At 74.9% G+C, this 19,042-nt stretch carries 16 protein-coding genes; 9 read left to right on the top strand and 7 right to left on the bottom strand.

Annotated elements, in window-relative coordinates; all coding sequences use genetic code 11:
* Positions 1–7 precede the first annotated feature (7 nt).
* Genes OOJ91_RS10990 through OOJ91_RS10970 form a run of 5 tightly spaced genes read right to left on the bottom strand, consistent with a single transcriptional unit; the run spans position 8 to position 3,846 of the window.
* Positions 8–1,135: a glycosyltransferase gene (locus OOJ91_RS10990; protein WP_266244499.1), complete on the bottom strand. Its 1,128-nt coding sequence runs from the start codon at positions 1,133–1,135 to the stop codon at positions 8–10.
* Positions 1,132–2,046: a carotenoid biosynthesis protein gene (locus OOJ91_RS10985; protein WP_266244498.1), complete on the bottom strand. Its 915-nt coding sequence runs from the start codon at positions 2,044–2,046 to the stop codon at positions 1,132–1,134. Before OOJ91_RS10985 ends, OOJ91_RS10990 begins: the two co-directional genes overlap by 4 nt.
* Complete coding sequence (locus OOJ91_RS10980) at positions 2,043–2,594, bottom strand: GNAT family N-acetyltransferase (RefSeq protein WP_234589082.1); 552 nt, start codon at positions 2,592–2,594, stop codon at positions 2,043–2,045. The genes OOJ91_RS10985 and OOJ91_RS10980 overlap by 4 nt, the downstream gene beginning before the upstream one ends.
* Positions 2,591–3,361: a monooxygenase gene (locus tag OOJ91_RS10975; RefSeq protein ID WP_266244497.1), complete on the bottom strand. Its 771-nt coding sequence runs from the start codon at positions 3,359–3,361 to the stop codon at positions 2,591–2,593. The genes OOJ91_RS10980 and OOJ91_RS10975 overlap by 4 nt, the downstream gene beginning before the upstream one ends.
* Positions 3,358–3,846, bottom strand: coding sequence for a YbaK/EbsC family protein (locus tag OOJ91_RS10970; RefSeq protein WP_266244496.1), 489 nt, complete (start codon positions 3,844–3,846; stop codon positions 3,358–3,360). Before OOJ91_RS10970 ends, OOJ91_RS10975 begins: the two co-directional genes overlap by 4 nt.
* Positions 3,847–4,299: 453 nt before the next feature.
* Between OOJ91_RS10970 and OOJ91_RS10965 the strand changes: the two genes are divergently transcribed.
* From OOJ91_RS10965 to OOJ91_RS10925, 9 genes are all read left to right on the top strand, one after another.
* Positions 4,300–4,749 carry an SAV_6107 family HEPN domain-containing protein gene (locus tag OOJ91_RS10965; RefSeq protein ID WP_007463070.1) on the top strand — a complete coding sequence of 150 codons (450 nt, stop codon included), beginning with the start codon at positions 4,300–4,302 and terminating at the stop codon, positions 4,747–4,749.
* A 100-nt stretch (positions 4,750–4,849) separates the two neighbouring features.
* The gene (locus tag OOJ91_RS10960) at positions 4,850–5,575 is read left to right on the top strand and encodes a hypothetical protein (protein WP_266244495.1); all 726 of its coding nucleotides are present in this window, start codon (positions 4,850–4,852) and stop codon (positions 5,573–5,575) included.
* On the top strand, positions 5,572–7,218 hold the full coding sequence (locus OOJ91_RS10955; protein WP_266244494.1) for a DNA polymerase Y family protein: 1,647 nt from the start codon (positions 5,572–5,574) through the stop codon (positions 7,216–7,218). The genes OOJ91_RS10960 and OOJ91_RS10955 overlap by 4 nt, the downstream gene beginning before the upstream one ends.
* Positions 7,219–7,482: 264 nt before the next feature.
* Positions 7,483–10,866 (top strand): error-prone DNA polymerase, encoded by a 3,384-nt coding sequence (locus OOJ91_RS10950; RefSeq protein ID WP_266244493.1) that lies wholly within the window; start codon positions 7,483–7,485, stop codon positions 10,864–10,866.
* 93 nt (positions 10,867–10,959) lie between these two features.
* Positions 10,960–11,139: a hypothetical protein gene (locus OOJ91_RS10945; protein WP_439117061.1), complete on the top strand. Its 180-nt coding sequence runs from the start codon at positions 10,960–10,962 to the stop codon at positions 11,137–11,139.
* Positions 11,136–11,906: a methyltransferase domain-containing protein gene (locus tag OOJ91_RS10940; RefSeq protein WP_266245369.1), complete on the top strand. Its 771-nt coding sequence runs from the start codon at positions 11,136–11,138 to the stop codon at positions 11,904–11,906. Before OOJ91_RS10945 ends, OOJ91_RS10940 begins: the two co-directional genes overlap by 4 nt.
* Positions 11,903–13,075 (top strand): alkaline phosphatase family protein, encoded by a 1,173-nt coding sequence (locus tag OOJ91_RS10935; protein ID WP_323178450.1) that lies wholly within the window; start codon positions 11,903–11,905, stop codon positions 13,073–13,075. The genes OOJ91_RS10940 and OOJ91_RS10935 overlap by 4 nt, the downstream gene beginning before the upstream one ends.
* Before the next feature lie 62 nt (positions 13,076–13,137).
* Positions 13,138–14,397: a DNA polymerase IV gene (locus OOJ91_RS10930; RefSeq protein WP_266244491.1), complete on the top strand. Its 1,260-nt coding sequence runs from the start codon at positions 13,138–13,140 to the stop codon at positions 14,395–14,397.
* A 116-nt stretch (positions 14,398–14,513) separates the two neighbouring features.
* Entirely contained in the window at positions 14,514–14,912 is a 399-nt protein-coding gene (locus OOJ91_RS10925; protein ID WP_007463044.1) for a DUF3040 domain-containing protein, read from the top strand.
* A gap of 340 nt (positions 14,913–15,252) precedes the next feature.
* On the opposite strand, the gene OOJ91_RS10920 is transcribed toward OOJ91_RS10925, so the two are convergent.
* Positions 15,253–17,727 carry a transglutaminase family protein gene (locus tag OOJ91_RS10920; RefSeq protein WP_266244490.1) on the bottom strand — a complete coding sequence of 825 codons (2,475 nt, stop codon included), beginning with the start codon at positions 17,725–17,727 and terminating at the stop codon, positions 15,253–15,255.
* A 16-nt stretch (positions 17,728–17,743) separates the two neighbouring features.
* Positions 17,744–19,042 carry a DUF58 domain-containing protein gene (locus OOJ91_RS10915; protein ID WP_266244489.1) on the bottom strand — a complete coding sequence of 433 codons (1,299 nt, stop codon included), beginning with the start codon at positions 19,040–19,042 and terminating at the stop codon, positions 17,744–17,746.

The following is a 19,042-nucleotide window of genomic DNA, read 5'->3' as shown; positions in this document are numbered from 1 at the left end:
GCGCCTCCTAGCTGACCGGGCGGCCCCGCCAGGCCAGGCGGCGTCGCTTTCGCAGATGGTACGACCGCAGCGTCAACCAACCGAGGACCACGACCGACACGGGGTGTGCGAGCGCGTCGGGCCACCACCTGCCACCTGTCGCGCGGGCGGTGAGCACCCGCCCGGCCACCCCGAGCAGGTAGCTCGCCAGGCCCACGGCGGCCACCTGCGCCGAGCCGACCACGAGCCCGGCCAGCGCTACCAGCGGCGGGGCGGTGTAGAGCAGGAGCAGCAGCGTCACCACGGCGGCCGCCGCGCCGGGGTGCCCGAACGACGCCCACAGTGACTTCGAGTACCCGTCGCGCAGTTGCGGCCAGTCGTCGTACATCCGGCAGGTGGCCAGCCGGGAGCCGTCGGCCAGGGCGATCCGCCTGCCGGCCCGCTTGACGGCCCGGGCCAGCTCGACGTCCTCCAGGATCTTGTCGGCGACGGCGGCGTGCCCGCCGGCGGCGGTGTAGCCGGCCCGGTCCACCACCAGGAACTGCCCGCCCGCCGCGGCCAGCGACGGCCGCCGTGAGCGCTCCATCGCCCGCAGCGGCAGGAAGGTCAGCCACAACCACTGCAACAGCGGCTGCACGAGCCGGTCGGCAGCCGTCGCCACCACGATCCGGGGGTACGGCGACAGCAGCGTCGCGCGGGCGGCGCGCAGCTCGGTGACGGCGGCGGCCACGGCGTGCGGGGCGAGCACCACGTCGGCGTCGACGAAGACCAGCGCGGTGGCCGCCGGGTCGGCCCGGGTGGCCAACTGCCAGCAGGCGTGCGGCTTGCCCAGCCAACCCGACGGCGGGGCGACCCCGCTGAGCACTGTGACCCGCGGGTCGTCGCCGACTACCGCGCGGACCACCTCGGCGGTGCCGTCGGTGGACCCGTCGTCGAGGACCACGATGCGCAGCGCCGGCACACCACGCTGGGCGAGTAGGGCGCGGAGACAGGGCGTGACCCGGGCGGCCTCGTCGCGCAGCGGCAGCAGGACGGCCACCGGCTCGTCGACGTCGTCGGGTCGGTCGGTGGGGCGGCGCAGCCATCCGGCGGCGTTGACCCAGGTGTGCCCGGTCAGCGCGGCGACGGCGAGCAGCAGGGCGGCCAGGACGATCATCGGGTCGCGTCGACGCCGGTGCGGTGCGGTTGGTTGTCGTTCCGGCGCGCGTGGTGGGGCCGGCGGGCGCGCAGCAGGGTCACCGTCAACGGCACGGCGGTGACCGCCATGCCGGCCGCGCCCCAGAGCGCCGACGCGGGCAGGTCCAGGAAGACCGCGTGGGCCAGGATGCTGGAGAAGTACGTCCACAGGTACAGCGCGACCATCGGGTGGTCCCGCCGATCGGTGTGCTCGGCGGCCGGCCCGGCCAGCGGGCGCAGCGCGCTCATCAGCAGCACCGCGAAGAGCAGCCAGCCCAGGTAGTTGCTGACCGGGATGCCGGCCAGGCCGGGCAGCGCCGGGCTGGCGTCCCGCCAGATCCAGTAGCCTTCGGCGACCATCTGCGGATCGAGGAAGAGATCCCAGGCGGCCAGCCCCACCGCGGCCAGCGCGATCCTGCCCACCCACCGGCCGGCCGTCGTACCGCTGCCGCCGGCCGTCGTGCCGTGGCTGGTCGGTGTGCCGCTGCCGCCGGCCGTCGTGCCGGCGCTGGTCGGTGTGCCGCTGCCGCCGGTCAGGCGGACCGCGGCCAGCCACGCCGGCCAGGCCATCCAGGTCCAGGCCAGCGGGATGATCAACGGGACCCCGGCCAGCTTGGGCCCCAGCTCACCGGAGTAGTCGTAGCTGCCGAACGGCACACCGGTGGCCACCCCGATCGCCTCGATCGCGAAACCGCCGCCGGTGGCCACCGCGACAAGCGCCGCCGCGACCCGGGGGCCGCGACTGAGCAGCGCGTGCCCGACCGAGAGCAGCCAGCCGAGCACGACGGTGGCCACGGTCAGCCCGGCCCGGGTGGCGCCGGTGGTCAGCGGATAGCAGATCTGGGCGAGCACCAGGACGGCGAGCAGCGTCCAGGAGATCCGCCGGGTCATGACGCGGACGGCTCAAGCGGCAGATCTCGACCGAGTACGCCGAAGGGCCGTTCGTCACCGGGGAAGTGGAAGTCGCGCAGCACGTCGACGAAGCCGAACCGTCGGTACAGCCGCCAGGCCCGCGAGGTCTGCTCCTCGGCCTCCGGGGTGGACAGCAGCGTGGTGTCGCCCTCGGCCATCGTGAGCAGCGCCCGCAACTGCCCGGCGCCCAGCCCGTGCCCCTGCGCCGGCGGGCGGACGTGCAGCTCGACCACCTCGAAGCAGTGGGTGAGCCAGCGCTTGCGGGTCGGGCCGTCCAACGCCCGGTGCACCTGGTCGTGCCACCACTGGCCCGGACCGCCCAGATAGCCGTACCCGAAGCCGGCGAGGTGACCCTCGCTGGTCAGGCTGGCCACGGCCCGGAACCCGGGCCGGCGGACGTGGGTGGCGATGTAGCCGCGCCGGGCCTCCAGCAGGTCGGTGCGGTATCCCATCGCCTCGCCGTAGACGGCCACCACGTCGTCCAGCCGCCGGACGAGATCGTCCGGCGTCCAGCGCACCAACCTCATGCCCGTCCACCCTTCACTGTCGCCTGGTCGTCGTCGACGACCCACCCGAGGACCGTCCGGTCGCCGACCACGTCGCGTACCTCGAACCGGGCGAACAGCTCCTCGGCGTACCAGCCCGCGGTGGGGGTTCGCATGATCGCCGCCCGATGCTCCGGGTGACGGTACGCGAACGCCACCAGGTCCGTCGGGTCACGCCACACGCTCACCGTGCCCTGCCAACCCAGCGGGGCCTCACCGACGCCGAACCGGGCCAGCAACCCGGGCGCGTCGCGCAGGGCGGCGGCCACCGGCGGGATCGCCCGCCAGAAGGTGGCCGCCCGGCGGGCCCGCAACCGGGCCCGGGTCAGCGCCAGCACCGGGCCGGTGACCCGGCCGCCCGGCGGCTCGCCGAACGGTTGCTGGCCGGACCACTCGCCCCGGCTGCTCAGCGGGCGCAGGTCGACCCGGGCCTGGGCGTGGGCGATCCGCGCCCAGGCGCGTCCGACCGGCGAGTCGTCGAAGCCGGCCGCCGCGGCGGGGGAGTCCCAGACGGTGAGCGCCGCCCACCGGGTCAGGTCGGCGTCGCCCGGCCCGAAGCCGGTGCCGGTCCCCGTGCCCAGCAGTTTGCCGAACCGGACGCCCGGCAGGGCCCGCAGCCGACGCGGGTCCACCGCCATCCGGGTCAGCGCCCGGGGCAACGCGCCGCGGGGAGTCCGCCACACGTGCAGGGTGACCAGCTCCGGTACGGCGCTGCTGTGCCGGCCGGTTCGCTCGCTCCGCTCGCTCACGCCACCTCGGCCGGGGTGCCGGCGGTGACGCGCAGCAGCTCGGCGTGGGTGGTCGGGAAGACCGCCTGCGGTACGCCGCCCGCGGCCCAGACCTGCGGGTACGCCGCCAGCGCGGTGTCCACCAGGGTGCGCAGCGGCTGCGGGTGCCCGAGCGGGGCGACTCCGCCGATCGGCTGCCCGGTGTGCTCGCGGACGAACTCCGGGGTGGCCCGGCGCAGCCGGGTGACTCCGATGGACGCGGCCAGGCCGGCGGTGTCGACCCGGTGCGCGCCGGAGGTGAGCACGAGCAGCGGCGCGTCGTCCGCGTCGAAGATCAGCGAGTTGGCGATCTGGCCGACCTCGACGCCGAGCGCCTCGGCGGCGGCTGCGGCGGTGTGCACCGCGTCGGGCAGCAGGCGGACCGTGCTGGGCTGGCCGGCGCCGTCGCGCGCACCGGCGTCGTCGAGTGCGTCCTGCACCGCCCGTACGTTCGGGTGTGGCTGCATGGGGACATTCTTCCCGGTCCGCCGGTGCCGGCTCACGCCGGTACGCATCGACGGCGAGCCCTGGCGCGTCACACGTTGCATTTTCGTCGGAGGGGAGGTGTACTGTCAGGAGCAGTTAGAACGAGTGTTCGATTTCCTCGAACGCCCGTTCCAACCAGCCGGAGCGCGGTGTTTCGCGGCGCCAGCTCCGGGCGGTGTGGCTTCGCGGGCCGCACCTGGGTTTCCGGGCAGTCGCGAGCCCGGTCCCATCAGGCAGGAGCGTCGCTCGCCGCCCACGACCCCCGGGCGGCGGGCGACGAACCCGCCGGTACGCCGGCCGGGTGTGGTGTGGGGAAGCATCCACACCCGGCCGGCCACACCCGGTGCGTCTTCCTCCGCACCACCCGACCTCGGCGTCTCGTCGGCGGCACCACCGCCCCGGCCGACGCCCCGGCCACGTGGAGGAGACAGTCCATGCCGACCAACCCGGCTCAGGCACCGACGGTGCCGGCGCACGTGCTGCCGCACCGCACCCCTGCCCAGCTCCTCACCCTGGCCCGCCGTGGGCTGGTCGAGGCCGGCCAGACCCGACCCGACGGCCTGCGCTACGCGGCCGCCCACCTGGCGGCGCTGCGCGCGGCGGCTGCCCTGCTCGCCGCCCGGGCCCGGCCCGCCCCGAGCCGGCGTAACCGGATCACCAGCGTCTGGGTCCTGCTCTGCGCCGTCGCCCCCGAGCTCGACGAGTGGTCCCGGTTCTTCGCCGCCGGGGCCAGCAAGCGAGCCGCCGCCGAAGCCGGCATCCCCCGGGTGGTCAGCGCCCGGGAGGCCGACGATCTGCTCCGCGCCGCCGAACAGTTCGTCACGGTGGTGGAGACCGCGCTCGGCGTGGCGCACCAACCGGCCCTGGACGGCCTCGCCGCGTGAGCCCGCCGTGACGCCGACCGCCTGGAAGGGAAGCCGGGCGGCCGGCGTCACGGTGCGTCGGTCCTGATCTGTTTCACAGCAATGACGGGGGGTTGGTCCCATGGCGGGCCGCATGGTGGTCGGTTCCGCCGCACTGGCCGATCTGGTACGCCCGGCGAGCGCACCCGATCCGGTCGGCGGCCAGCGGGTGCTACCGGTGACGCCCGAGCTGACCGGTCTGTTGCCCAACCGGGGCCTGCGTCGCGGCAGCACGATCGCGGTCGCCGCCGGTCAACCCCGACGCAGTGGCGGCACCTCGCTGGTGCTGGCCCTGCTGGCCGAGGCGTCCCGGGCCGGTTCGTGGTGTGCCGTGGTCGGAGTGCCGACGTTCGGCGCGGGTGCGGCAGCCGAGCTGGGCATCGCCCTGGACCGGCTGGCCCTGGTGCCGAATCCCGGCCCCGAGTGGGCCACCGTGGTCGCCGCGCTGATCGACGGGGTGGACGTCGTGGTCACCGCGGTGCCCGCCGCGGTCTCCGCCTCGGTCGCCACCCGGCTGGCCGCGCGGGCCCGGCAGCGCGGCAGCGTGCTCGTTCCGTACGGCCGGTGGGACGGCGCGGACGTGACGTTGCAGGTGGTTCGTGGCGTCTGGGAGGGGCTCGGCCAGGGCCGGGGGCGGCTGCGTCGCCGGGAGGTCACCGTCTCGGCGCGCGGGCGGGGAGCAGCCGCCCGCCCCAAGGAGATCAAGGTCTGGCTCCCCGGCGCCGAGCTCACCCGGGTCATTCCCCGGGCGGCGCGGTCGACCGTGGGCCGTCCGTCCGTGCCGCTCGCCCTGGTCGGGTCGGGGTGACCGACTCTCCGATCCGGACCCTGCTGCTCTGGTGCCCGGACTGGCCGGTGCTCGCCGCCGAGATCGTCGACGGCGTGCCGGCCACCGGTCCGGTCGCCGTGCTGCACGCCAACCGGGTGGTCGCCTGCTCCGAGCGGGCCCGCGCCGAGGGCGTACGTCGAGGGCTGCGCAAGCGGGAGGCGCAGGGCCGTTGCCCGCAGCTCACCGTCGTGGAGTACGACCCCGGCCGGGACGCCCGGGCGTTCGAGCCGGTGGTCGCCGCGCTTGAGGAACTTGTCGCCGGCGTCGAGGTTGTCCGTCCGGGCGCCTGTGCGGTTGCCGCCCGGGGTCCGAGTCGCTACCTCGGTGGCGAGGAGGCGGCCGCCGAGCGGCTCATCGAGCACGTCGCCCAGTCCTGCCTGGTGGAGAGCCAGGTGGGCATCGCCGACGGGGTGTTCGCCGCGGGGTTGGCCGCCCGCGCCGGCCGGGTGGTGGAGCCGGGTGGAACACAGGCGTTCCTGGCCGGGATGCCGGTCGAGGCGCTCGGCCGGTCCGCGCTGGCCGATCTGCTGCGCCGGCTGGGGGTGCGGACCCTCGGCGACTTCGCCGCGCTACCGGCCGGCGACGTGCTGGCCCGGTTCGGGTTCGACGGCGCGCTGGCCCACCGGCTGGCCGCCGGCCGGGACCACCGCCCGCTCGCCGTCCGGCAGCCGCCGGCCGACCTGACGGTGACCTCCACGTACGACGAGCCGATCGACCGGGTCGACGCGGCGGCGTTCGCCGGCCGCGCGCTGGCCGAGCAGTTGCACGACCGGCTCGCCGGGTACGGGCTGGCCTGCACCCGGCTCGGCATCGAGGCGGTCACCGAGCACGGGCAGGAGCTGCACCGGGTGTGGCGGCACGACGGTCTGCTCACCGCCGCCGCCATCGCCGACCGGGTGCGCTGGCAGCTCGACGGCTGGCTCTCCGGCAGCAACGGCCGCGCCGGTGCCCGACCGGCCCGGCCGACGGCCGGCATCATCCGGCTGCGGCTGATCCCGGACGGGGTGCTCGCCCAGGCCGGCCTGCAGACCGGCCTCTGGGGGGAGACGGGCGAGGAGCGGGAACGGGCGCACCGGGCATTGAGTCGGGTGCAGGGCATCCTCGGCCCGGAAGCGGTGGTCACGGCGGTGCTCGGCGGTGGGCGTTCCCCGGCCGACCAGGTGCGCCTGGTGCCGTGGGGCGACGAGCGGCTCCCCGTTCGGCCCGGCCCGCCGGCCGTTGCCGGCACCGACCCGGCCACCGGCGGTGACCGGGCTGGCGGTGCCGGTCGGCCCGCTGACCGCGGTGGGGGAGTTCCGCCGTGGCCGGGCCGGTTGCCGCCGCCCGCGCCCGCGGTGGTGCTGCCCAGCCCGCTCGCCGCGACCGTGCACGACGCCGCCGGCGAGCCGGTGGTGATCAGCGCGCGGTTGGCGGTGAGCGCTGTTCCCGCCCGCCTGGTGGTCGGCACCGGCCGGCCGGCGGAGATCGTGGGCTGGGCCGGGCCGTGGCCGGTGGACGAGCGCTGGTGGGCGCCGGCCGAGGCCCGCCGCCGGGCCCGGTTCCAGGTCAGCCTCGCCGACGGCACCGCTCTGCTGCTCGCCGTGGAGTCCGGGCAGTGGCTGGTGGAGGCGATCTATGACTGAGCCAGGTCGGTCCATGATCGGCGGTGGCCGGTTCGGCGGTGGCCGGTTCGGCGGTGGCCGGTTCGGCGGTGGTTGGGGAGCGGATGTCCCGATGAGCGATATGACTGGGAGTCATATTTATGACTGTGAGTCATACCGCTCACCGCGCCCTTCGCCGCCGGCGGGGTCGCGTGCTGCCCGGTGGCTGGTCGGTCGTGCCATCGCCGCCAGGCCGGCCCGAGTGGCCCGAGTGGCCGGAGTGGCCGGAGTGGCCGGAGTGGCCGGATGAGCTTCCACAACCCGAAGATGCCCTGGTCGGAGCTGGAGCGGGTGCTCTCCGGCCGGGCCGGCGGCACCCGGGCAGGTGGCGACCGGGGAAGCAGGGGCGAGCGGCACCTGCACGTGGTGGATCCGCTCGCCGTGGACGCCGACGGTGGGGACTCTCCGGCCTGGAGTCGTCGGCGCGAGCAGTACCAGCCGCCGGAGCTGACCCGCCCCGACGGCGTGGTGCCCTACGCGGAGCTGCACGCGCACACCAACTTCAGCTTCCTCGACGGCGCCAGTCACCCGGAGGAACTGGCCGAGGAGGCGGCCCGGTTGGGGCTCACCGCGCTCGCCGTCACCGACCACGACGGCTTCTACGGGGTGGTCCGCTTCGCCGAGGCGGCTCGTACGCTGGGCCTGCCGACCATCTTCGGCGCGGAGCTGTCCCTCGGGTTGCCCGGCCCGCAGAACGGTGAGCCCGACCCGCACGGCGCGCACCTGCTGGTGCTCGCGCACGGCCACGAGGGGTACGCGCGGCTGGCCACCACCATCGCCCGCGCCCAGCTACGCGGAGGGGAGAAGGGCCGCCCGGTCTACGGGGAGCTGGAGGAGGTCGCCGCCGAGCTGAAGGACCACGTGCTGGTGCTGACCGGCTGCCGCAAGGGGCACGTGCCGGGGGCGCTGCTCACCGAGGGGGTGGACGCGGCGGCCCGCGAGCTGGACCGGCTGACCGCGCTCTTCGGCGCGGAGACGGTGGCGGTGGAGCTGACCGACCACGGGCATCCGATCGACGCCGACCGCAACGACGCGCTCGCCGAGCTGGCCGCCGCGGCCGGGTTGCCGACGGTGGCCAGCAACAACGTGCACTACGCCAGCCCTGGCCGGCGTCGGCTGGCCACCACAGTCGCCGCGGTGCGGGCCCGGCGCAGCCTCGACGAGATCGACGGCTGGCTGCCCGCGGCGGCCACCGCCCACCTGCGCAGTGGCGCGGAGATGGCGGCCCGGTTCGCCGCGTACCCGGGCGCGGTGGCCCGGGCCGCCGAGTTCGGCGCCGAGTTGGCCTTCGACCTGCAACTGGTCGCGCCGCAACTGCCGGCGTACCCGGTGCCGCCGGGGCACACCGAGATGAGCTGGCTGCGCAAGCTGACCGCCGACGGCGCGCACGAGCGCTACGGGCCGCCGCAGGCGCACCCGACGGCGTACGCGCAGCTCGACCACGAGCTGAACATGATCGAGGAGCTGGGCTTCCCCGGCTACTTCCTGGTGGTCTACGACATCGTCAGTTTCTGCCGCGAGCAGGACATCTACTGCCAGGGCCGGGGTTCGGCGGCCAACTCGGCGGTCTGCTACGCGCTGCGCATCACGAACGTGGACGCCGTCCGGCACCGGCTGCTCTTCGAGCGGTTCCTCGCCCCGGAACGGGACGGCCCACCGGACATCGACGTGGACATCGAGTCCGACCGTCGGGAGGAGGTGATCCAGCACGTCTACACCCGCTACGGCCGGGAGCACGCCGCGCAGGTCGCCAACGTCATCTCCTACCGGCCCCGGTCGGCGGTACGGGACGTGGCCAAGGCGTTCGGCTTCTCACCCGGTCAGCAGGACGCCTGGAGCAAGCAGATCGACAGGTGGGGCTCGGTCGCCACTGTCGACGTCGAGGGCATCCCGGAGCAGGTGGTGGAGTACGCGAACGAGCTGCAGACGTTCCCCCGGCACCTGGGCATCCACTCCGGCGGCATGGTGATCTGCGACCGGCCGGTGATCGAGGTCTGCCCGGTGGAGTGGGGGCGGATGCCCGGCCGCAGCGTGCTCCAGTGGGACAAGGACGACTGCGCCGCCGTCGGCCTGGTGAAGTTCGACCTGCTCGGGCTCGGCATGCTCTCCGCGCTGCACTACGGCTACGACATGATCGGTGCGAGCCTCGACCTGGGTGACATGACCCTGGACGACCCGGAGGTCTACGACATGCTCTGCCGGGCCGACTCCGTCGGGGTGTTCCAGGTGGAGAGTCGCGCCCAGATGGCCACCCTGCCCCGGCTCAAGCCCCGCGAGTTCTACGACCTGGTGGTCGAGGTGGCGCTGATCCGACCCGGTCCGATCCAGGGCGGCTCGGTGCACCCGTTCATCCGGCGCAAGAACGGCCAGGAGCCGGTGACCTTCGCCCACCCACTGATGCGCAACGCGCTGGAGAAGACCCTGGGTGTGCCGCTGTTCCAGGAGCAGTTGATGCAGCTCGCCATCGACCTGGCCGGCTTCGACGCGGCCGAGGCCGACCAGTTGCGCCGGGCGATGGGCGCGAAACGGTCGGTCGAGCGGATGACCCGCATCGCCGACCGGCTCTACGTCGGGATGGCCGAGCGGGGCATCACCGGCGAGCTGGCCGACGACGTCTACCGCAAGCTCACCGCGTTCGCCAGCTACGGCTTCCCGGAGAGCCACGCGATGAGCTTCGCCTACCTGGTGTACGCCAGCTCCTGGCTCAAGCGCTACCACCCGGCGCCGTTCCTGGCGGCGCTGCTCAACGCCCAACCGATGGGCTTCTACTCGCCGCAGACCCTTGTCGACGACGCCCGCCGGCACGGGGTGGAGGTCCGCCGCCCGGACATCAACGCCAGCGGGGCTCTGGCGGTGCTGGAGTCCACCCCGGACACCCGGTGGGGCAGCGGGCCGGAGGAGCCGCCGCACGCCTGGGGGCTGGGCGGTCCGGCCGTCCGACTGGGGCTGTCCAGCGTGCGTACCCTCGGCGCCGAGGTGGCCGAGCGGATCGAGGCCGAGCGGACGGCCGGCGGGGCGTACCGCGACATGCCTGATCTGGCCCGGCGGGTCGGTCTCACCGCCGCGCAGTTGGAGGCGCTGGCCACCGCGGACGCCTTCGCCTGTTTCGGGCTGACCCGGCGGGAGGCGCTCTGGGCCGCCGGCGCGGCGGCCCAGGACCGACCGGGCCGGCTGCCCGGCACGGTGACCGGCGCGGCGGCGCCCACGCTGCCCGGCATGGAGGCGGTGGATCGGCTGGTCGCCGACGTGTGGGCCACCGGGCTGTCGCCGGAGAGCCATCCGGCCCGCTTCATCCGGGGTCAGCTCGACGTGCTCGGGGCGGTGCCGATCGCCCGGCTCGGTCGGGTGGAGCCCGGCCAACGGATCCGGGTCGGCGGCATCGTCACCCACCGGCAGCGCCCGGCGACCGCGGGCGGGGTCACCTTCCTCAACCTGGAGGACGAGACCGGGATGCTCAACGTCACCTGCTCGCCGGGGTTGTGGCAGCGCTACCGGCGGGTGGCGCGGACCAGCGCCGCGCTCGTGGTTCGGGGGCGACTGCAGCGGCACGAGGGGGTGACGAACCTGGTCGCCGATCGGCTGGACGCGATCGAGCCGCCGGTCCGTCCCGCCTCCCGTGACTTCCGCTGAGACAGTGATCCACATTACGGTTTTCGACGCCTCCGAGCGGGAGACTCGTGCTGAACGGGCAGAGCGGCCCGTGATCCGTAAGGGGGAATGACAGTGCTGGGGAACCACACGTACGCCGGTGGTGGAATCGCCAACGCCCGACGGACCCGGCTGGGCGCCGGCTGGATGCCGTCACACCTCACCGACCCCCGCGAGTACGAGGTGACGAACGGCCCGGTGGCCAACGAGCGTCGATCCCGGGCCGAGGATGCGGTCGAGGGCGCCGAGTCCTGACCACTAGGCTCGACCGGGTGGAGCAGACCCGAGGCCCGTTCGCCGGGCCGCCGCCGACCCCCCGTACCGCAGTGCTCTGGTCGGTGCTGCGCGCCGAGCTGGACCGGCGCGGCGACGCCGAGCTGACGGTGCTGGACGTGGGCGGCGGCACCGGCGGGTTCGCCGTTCCGCTGGCCCGCGCCGGGCACCGGGTCACAGTCGTCGACGCGAGCCCGGACGCCCTCGCGGCGCTCACCCGGCGGGCCGCCGAGGCCGGGGTCGCCGACCGGATCGTGGCCGTGCAGGGCGACGGCGACGCCCTGGCCGGGCTCGTCGAGCCGGCAGGCGTCGACCTGGTGCTCTGCCACGCCGTCCTGGAGGTCGTCGACGACCCCACGCCTGTGGTCGCCGCGCTGGCCACCGCGCTGCGCCCCGGCGGCGCGGCGAGCGTCCTGGTCGCGGGGCGGGCCGCCGCCGTGCTGGGCCGTGCCATGAACGGTCACCTGGAGGTCGCGGCGGCGCTTGCCGCCGACCCGGCCGGCACCGCCGGGCCGCGCGACACGCTGCGCCGCCGCTACGACGCCCCCGGCGCCGCCGCGCTGCTCACCGCCGCCGGGCTGGAGGTCGAGGAGATCCACGGGGTACGCGTGCTTGCCGACCTGTTGCCTGCCGCGGTCGCCGACGGGCAGTCCGCGTCCCTGGTCGAGCTGGAACTGGCGCTGGCCGCGCAGTCCCCGTACCGGGACCTGGCCGCCCAACTGCACCTGTTCGCCCGCCGGCCGGCATGACCGTCGCGCCGGGTGGTGCGCCGCCACCGCTGGCCGTCCTCGGCCCGGCGGACAGCGGGGACCGGCTCGCCGACGTGCTGCCCAGCGCGCTCGCCGTGCTGGGCGTGCCCGGGTCGACCGACCCGCTCGGGCTCGTGCCCGCCCTGGACGGGGTACGCCGGATCGCCGTGCTGCTTGTCGACGGGCTCGGCTGGTACCAGGTGCCGACCGCCGCGCCGCACGCGCCGACGCTCGCCGGGCTGGCCGCGACCGCGGGTCGGCCGCTGATCGCCGGTTTCCCGTCCACCACCCCGACGAGCCTGGTGACGCTGGGCACCGGTGTCGCGCCCGGCGCGCACGGGGTGCTCGGCTTCACCGTGCGGGTGCCCGGCACCGACCGGGTGCTCACCCACACCGACTGGGCCGCCGACCCGTCGCCGCTGCGCTGGCAGCCGGTGCCCACGCAGCTCCAACGGGCCCGCGCGGCAGGGGTGGCGGTGAGCGTGGTGAGCCGGCCGGAGTTCGGCGGCAGCGGGTTGACAGTGGCCGCCAACCGGGGCGGCGACTTCCGGGGCGCCGCCGGCGTCGACGAGGTGGCCGCCACCATGCTTGCCGCGCTGTCCGCAGGCCCGGGGCCGACCCTGGTCTCCGGCTACCACCCCGATCTGGACCGGCACGGGCACCTCAGCGGAGTCGACTCGGCGCCCTGGCGGGTCGCCGCCACCGAGGTGGACAGCCTTCTCGCCCGCCTTGTCGACGGGCTGCCGCCGGACGCGGCGCTGCTGGTCACCGCCGACCACGGGCAGCTCGACGTGCCCCTGGAGCACCGCTTCGACCTGGACACCGATCCACGGCTGCGCGACGGGGTCCGGGTCGTGGCCGGCGAGGCCCGGGTGCGCTACCTGCACGTCGAGCCGGGCGCTGTCGACGACGTGGTGGCCGTCTGGTCGGGGGTGCTCGGCGACGCGGCCCGGGTGCGGACCCGGGCGGAGACGGTGGCCACCGGCTGGTTCGGGCCGGTGTCCGAGGAGCACCTGGAACGGATCGGCGACGTGGTGGTGACCTGCAACGACACGTACGCCGTCATGGCCAGCCGCACCGAGCGGCCGATGGCGTCGAAGCTGGTGGCGTACCACGGGGCGGACACGGCCGCCGAGCTGACCGTGCCGCTGCTTGTCGTCCGGGGCTGAGCGGCACGCGGTCCGGCCGGTCGGCCGGTGGTGTTGTCGTACCCCCGGGTTAACCTGCCGGGATGGGCCGCAGCCAGTCGTTGCCCCGGGGCGACGATCCGCGCTTCGGGCCGGACGCCGATGATTCCGCAAGCCCGATCCTGCACGTCGACATGGACGCCTTCTTCGCCGCCGTCGAGGTGCGCCGCCGCCCGGAGCTGCGCGGTAAGCCGGTCATCGTGGGGGGCGTGGGGCCGCGCGGCGTGGTGAGCTCGGCCAGCTACGAGGCCCGCCGGTACGGCGTCCGCAGCGCGATGCCGACCAGCCAGGCCCGCGCCCGCTGCCCCCACGCGGTGTACCTGCCTCCGGACTTCACCGCGTACACGCCCGCGTCCCGGGCGGTCATGCAGATCTTCCGGGACGTCACCCCGCTTGTCGAGCCGCTCTCGCTCGACGAGGCGTTCCTCGACGTGACAGGCGCCCGCAGACTGTTCGGCTCCCCGGCGACGATCGCCCGGCTGATCCGGCGTCGGGTCGCCGACGAGCAGGAGCTGACCTGCTCGGTCGGGGTGGCGCCGAGCAAGTTCGTGGCCAAGCTGGGCTCCACCCGGGCGAAACCCGACGGCCTGTTGGTCGTGCCGCCGGGCCAGGTCCTCGACTTCCTGCACCCGCTTCCGGTGGACGCCCTGTGGGGAGTGGGGGAGCGCGCCGCCGAGGCGCTGCGCCGGCTCGGCCTGGCGACCGTCGGCGACCTCGCCGAGGCCCCGGTGGGCATGCTCCGCCGGGCGGTGGGCGCGGCGTCCGCGGCGCACCTGCACGAGCTGGCCTGGGGCCGTGACCCGCGGCGGGTCAGCCCCGAGCAGGTCGACAAGTCGATAGGCGCCGAGGTGACCTTCGACGTCGACGTGGCCGACCCGGCGGAGATCCGCCGCGCCCTGCTCGCGCTCAGCGCGAAGGTGGGCGTCCGGCTGCGGGGCTCCGGCCAGGTCGGGCGCACTGTCACCCTCAAGGTGCGGCTTGCCGACTTCCGCACCGTCAACCGCTCCCGCACCCTCGGCGTGCCCACCGACACGGCCCGCGAGATGTTCGACACGGTCTGGGCGCTCTACACCGCGCTGGACCCGGGCGAGCGGATCCGACTCGTCGGTGTCCGGGTGGAGGGGCTCGCCCCGGCACAGGGCGCACCCCGACAGCTCACCCTCGGCGCGCCCGAGCGCGGCTGGCGGGAGGCGGAAGCTGCCGCGGACGCCGCCGCTGCCCGATTCGGGCGGTCCGTCATAGGTCCGGCCAGTCTGATGGGCGACCGTGACGCCCATCGAAAGGAAAATCCACCCCACCCGTAGGTCGTCCCGCTTTCCGACGCGCGACCCCCCTCGTAGACTTGCGGGTAAGCAGCCGGTTGGCTGCCACGGTCTGTCGGCCCGAGTGGGCCCGACCAACGTGACCGGGGAGGAGTGCCGTGCCGCTCTCGGAGCACGAGCAGCGGCTGTTCGAGCAGATCGAGCGGTCGCTTGCCGAGGACCCCAAATTCGCCTCGGCCGTGCGCGCCAGCGATCCGCGCTTCCACGCGCGGCGTCGCCTGCTCGTCGCTGCCGGCGTGATCATCGCTGGCTTGGCTCTACTGGTCTATGGCGCGGTGATCAAGACTCCACCGCTGGCGGTGGCGGGCTTCGTCGTCATGCTGGCGTCGGCCGCGTTCGCGGTGCAGTCGCACCGACGGGCGCAGTCACCCGACCTGCACGTGGTGGGTGGCACGACGAGTCGTCGCCGTCCCCGCGGCGGTCGGTCCGGTCGCCGCCGGTCGATCCTGGACCGGATGGAAGACAGGTGGCGGCAGCGCCCGGAGGGGCACCGCTGAGCCCGTCCCGCCGCTGAGGCGGGCCGTACACCGCGACGAGCGGGTCGCCGGGAACCTCCCGGCGACCACTCTCGTATCCGCGCGCCCGCCATCCTCAGCGCGGGCCGTTCCCGCTTCGCGAGGGAGCCCTGCCCGCTTCGCGCGGCCTGGCTGCTCCGCGCCTCCTCGTGCTTCCCTCCGGCCGGTCAACCCCGCTCCCGGCGACGGGCAGCGCGATGATCCGCTCCGGTGCGCCGATCTGGGGCCGATGTTCGGATCCGCCGACATCGCCGATCTGGAGTCGAGCAGAGCGTTCGGGGCGACGGCCGGTGACCGTCGCCCCGAGACCGACAAGCGTCGGTCAGCGGGCCGCCCGGTCGGCAAGCATCCGCCGCGGGTTCCAGCGCAGCAGCCGGTAGCGGATCCGTCCGGTAAGCGCCACCAGGCGGCCGGAGGCGTCCGCCAGGGCGATCCGCCAGCGCAGCAGCACCGACGGCGGCAGCACGGCGGCGACCAGTCGGGTCCATCGATCCGCCCGGGTGGCGAGCGCGCCGCGGATCGCGCGTAGCGCCGGCGGCAGCGGTTCGCCGGTCAGTGGGTCCCGCGCGTACCGGGCCCGCTCCTCCGCCCGGCCGAGCAGCCGCGCCGCGCCGACCGCCGCACTGTCGTCGGCGAGGACATCGCGGACCAGCCGGTCCGCGGTCGCCCGGGGCGTCTCGGTCTGGTCCACCCGGACCTTGAAGTCGACCATCGTGTCCAGCAGCTCCGCCCAGGCGGCGTGCGCGTCCGCGCGAGCGCGACCGGCGTCCACCTCGACCACCATCGCGCGCCCGCCGTCGTCCGACCGGGCGTCGTCGGGGATGGCGGCGGCCACCGTGGCGTCCGCGCGGCCGGCCCGCCGCCGGCGCAGCGCCAGTCGACGTAGCGCCGGCACCGCCAGCAGCGCCAACAGGGCCAGTACGCCCGCCGTCCACCATGGCCACACCGGGGCCTGCTCGGTAGGCGTCTCGCCCCCCAGGGAGAGCCCGGTGTCGGTGTCCCGGTCGGCGTTGTCCGGACCGGCCGGCCCCGCCGACGAGTCCGGGCCCGTCGGGCTGTCCGTGGCGCCCGACTCCGGGGTGGACGGCTCGGGCGCGTCAGTGTCCGGAGCCCAGGCCGAGCGGGTGGAGCCGGGCACGCCGTACGCCGGGGTGGCGTCGAACGGCACCCAGCCGATCCCGTCGAAGAAGACCTCGGTCCAGGCGTGCAGGTTGAGGTTGGTGAGCGTGTACGTGTCGCCGTCGCGCTTGCTGCCGTTGGTGAACCCGAACGCGACCCGGGCCGGGATGCCTGCCGAACGAACCAGCCACGCCATGGCGGCGGCGTACTGCTGGCAGTAGCCGACCTTGTTGGTGAGGAAGTTGACGATGTCCTGGCCGCTGCTGCCGCTCGCGGTGCTGAGCCGGTAGCTGAACCCGTTGTCCGCCGAGAAGTGCTGGTAGATCGCGAGCACGCGGTCGTAGTCGGTGCGCTTGCCCTGGGTCAACCCCTTGACCAGTTCCTCCACCTCGGGCACCGGCCCGGGGGTGGCGGTGAGCTGGCGGCGGAGCGGGTGGTCGGCGGGCAGCGGCCGAGCGGCCCGCAGCGCCGCCGGCGTGTACGTCGAGCGAACGTAGTCGAAGGCGTACTTGCGGCCCCGGGAGTTCTCCCGGTTGGAGAAGACGACCTGCTGGCTGGGGTCGTACAGCCAGTTGCTGTTGAGGTCCTCGGTGTGCACCGGCTCGGCGTACACGGGCATGAGGGACATGTTGAGGCTCTTGGTGACCTCGACTGTCGCCCGGTAGCGGACCTGCTGCACCCCTTGGCCGCCCCGCTCGGTCGGGTCCGGCAGATCCCGGTTGGCCGGTCGGCCACTCGGGCTGCGGGCCTGGAAACCACTCGGGCGCAGCTCGTCGGCCACCGCGTAGCGCAGGTAGAACGGGTTCGGCTCGGACGTGGTCACCTTGACCAGGTCGGCCACCTCGGACTGGTTGAGCTGACCGGCGAGCGACGCGAACAGGTCGATCCGGCCGGACGAGCCGCCCGCGCCCCGACCGGTGCCGCTGCCGTTGCCCGTGCCGCCGGAGAGCGTGTCGAGCAGCCCACCGGTCATGCCCGGCACCGCCAGCGGCAGCGCCACGGCCACCACCACGCCGACCACGGCGAGCCGACGGCCGGCCGAGGCCAGCGGCGACGCCTCCCACACGTCGACGTCACGGCCGTCGCCGGTGAACCGCCTGCCGAACCGACGGACCCGGTCGACGTTGTCGGTGACCAGCAGCCACAGGAAACCGGCCGCGCCCACCACGAACGGCACCGGGGGAACGCTGTCCACGTAGACGGCGACCGGCACCGAGTAGATCGCGAGCATCGGCAGCCCGGCCAGCGCGGGCCGGCGCAGCCCCACCGCCAGCACGTCGACGAGCACGGCCACCCCGCCGACGCCGAGCGCGGTGATGAACAGCAGCGGGTCCGTGTCCGGAACCTCGACGCCGTACGAGCGCATGTCCTGCGCCGAGCCGGTGAACAGGTCGGCGAAGTGCCCGATAGTGGCAGGCGTGGGCAGGAACGTCAGCAGCTCGCTGCCGCTGGGGAACAGCCACGTCAGCGCGAGCAACAGGGCGGCCAGCATGCCGAGCACCTGGCCCCAGAGCGGTGCGCGCACCAGCCGCGTCAGCGCGGCGACCCCGGCCACCACGGCCACCGCTATCGCGCACTGGATCAGCCACGTCCAGGTCTGGAAGATGGCCGACAGCGGCGCGGCGGCGAGCAGTGTCGCGGCGGCGGCCACCGCGCCGGTGTTCCGGCTGGCGATCATGAGGGGAACCTTCCGTTCATCGCACGCCGCCGGCCACCGTCTCGGCCAGCGCGGCGCGCAGGGCGAAGCCCTGGGATCCTCGGCCGGCCTGCGGCCACAGCGCGGGCAGCCGGCTGCCGTGGTCGACGCCGACCACCCGCCAGCCGTTGCGCACCATGGCGAGCACCGCCGCGCCGTGCGCGTGCTCCGCCTCGGCGCGGGCCTTCTCCGGGAGGCTCAGCCAGGTGGAGCTGTCCAACAGGAAACCGACGCACGTCGCGCCGTTGCCCCGCAGCCCGGCCAGCAACTCGGCCTCGGCGACGCTCACCGCGCCGAACAGCCCGATGATCAGACCACCGTCGGCGCGCTGCCGCACCCGCTGCACCAGCTCGGCCACGTCGGCCCGCTGGTCCAGACGCACCTCGGCCAGGTGGTCGAGCAGCACACCGTCGCCGCCGCCCTCCGAGGCGTCCACGTCGGCCCCCGAACCGGTGACCAGGCGGAGCTTGTAGCCGGCCTGCCGCAGGTGCACGGCGATGCTGGCGGCGGCGGAGACCGCCCACTCGAAACTCGCCGTCGGGCCGTCGCCCCGGTGGCCGTACGCGCGGGTGTCCAGGACGACAGTGGCCCGACTCTCCCAGGGCTGCTCCTCCCGGCGCACCATCAGCTCGCCGGTGCGTGCCGTGGACTTCCAGTGCACCCGGCGCAGGTCGTCGCCGCGGCGATACTCCCGCGTCGCCGCGTCGTCCTCGCCGTGCACCGCCACCGACCGCGCCCGGCTGTCGCCGCTGCCCGCGTACTCCCCGGGGAGGCGGACCGACGGCAGCGGGGTGACCTGCGGGATGACCGTCAGGTGGTCGGTGCTGGGAAACGCCCGGGTGAGCTCGCAGAGACCGAACGGGTCGGTCATCCGGACGACCAGCGGGCCCACGTCGTAGCGGCCCCGCACGTCGGCGCGGACCGTGTACGCCACGGAGCTTGCCTGGTGCGCGCCGAGCCGCTCCAGCACGACCCGTGGCCGGCTGCCCAGCGCGTAGGGAAGCCGGTCCTCCAGGAGCAGGGTGCCGGTGGGCAGCCGGGAGAGGTTCTGCAGGCGCAGCACCACCCGGGAGTTGGCCCCGACCGAGACCCGGTGCGGGTCCAGCGACCGGTTGCAGGCCAGCTTGTAACGGCTGCGACCCACGTAGGCGGCCGCCAGCAGCGGCAGGACGGCCAGCAGCACGGCCACCCGGAGCAGGTCCTTCTCGCCCAGGATGACTGCCGAGATCGCCGCCGCGATCGCGGCGGCGAGGAACGAGCGCCCGCGGGTGGTCAGCCCGCGCAGCCCGGCACGCAC

Origin of the sequence: Micromonospora lupini (assembly GCF_026342015.1) — a bacterium.
GTDB classification, from domain to species: Bacteria; Actinomycetota; Actinomycetes; order Mycobacteriales; family Micromonosporaceae; genus Micromonospora; species Micromonospora lupini_B.
This window is presented reverse-complemented; position numbering and strand designations above follow the sequence as displayed.

What these genes read in the sequence shown, in the direction of transcription:
- OOJ91_RS10990 (WP_266244499.1), bottom strand. Translation starts at nt 1,135, where the DNA reads ATGATCGTCCTGGCCGCCCTGCTGCTCGCCGTCGCCGCGCTGACCGGG.
- OOJ91_RS10985 (WP_266244498.1), bottom strand. Translation starts at nt 2,046, where the DNA reads ATGACCCGGCGGATCTCCTGGACGCTGCTCGCCGTCCTGGTGCTCGCC.
- OOJ91_RS10980 (WP_234589082.1), bottom strand. Translation starts at nt 2,594, where the DNA reads ATGAGGTTGGTGCGCTGGACGCCGGACGATCTCGTCCGGCGGCTGGAC.
- OOJ91_RS10970 (WP_266244496.1), bottom strand. Translation starts at nt 3,846, where the DNA reads ATGCAGCCACACCCGAACGTACGGGCGGTGCAGGACGCACTCGACGAC.
- OOJ91_RS10965 (WP_007463070.1), top strand. Translation starts at nt 4,300, where the DNA reads ATGCCGACCAACCCGGCTCAGGCACCGACGGTGCCGGCGCACGTGCTG.
- OOJ91_RS10960 (WP_266244495.1), top strand. Translation starts at nt 4,850, where the DNA reads ATGGCGGGCCGCATGGTGGTCGGTTCCGCCGCACTGGCCGATCTGGTA.
- OOJ91_RS10950 (WP_266244493.1), top strand. Translation starts at nt 7,483, where the DNA reads ATGAGCTTCCACAACCCGAAGATGCCCTGGTCGGAGCTGGAGCGGGTG.
- OOJ91_RS10935 (WP_323178450.1), top strand. Translation starts at nt 11,903, where the DNA reads ATGACCGTCGCGCCGGGTGGTGCGCCGCCACCGCTGGCCGTCCTCGGC.
- OOJ91_RS10930 (WP_266244491.1), top strand. Translation starts at nt 13,138, where the DNA reads ATGGGCCGCAGCCAGTCGTTGCCCCGGGGCGACGATCCGCGCTTCGGG.
- OOJ91_RS10920 (WP_266244490.1), bottom strand. Translation starts at nt 17,727, where the DNA reads ATGATCGCCAGCCGGAACACCGGCGCGGTGGCCGCCGCCGCGACACTG.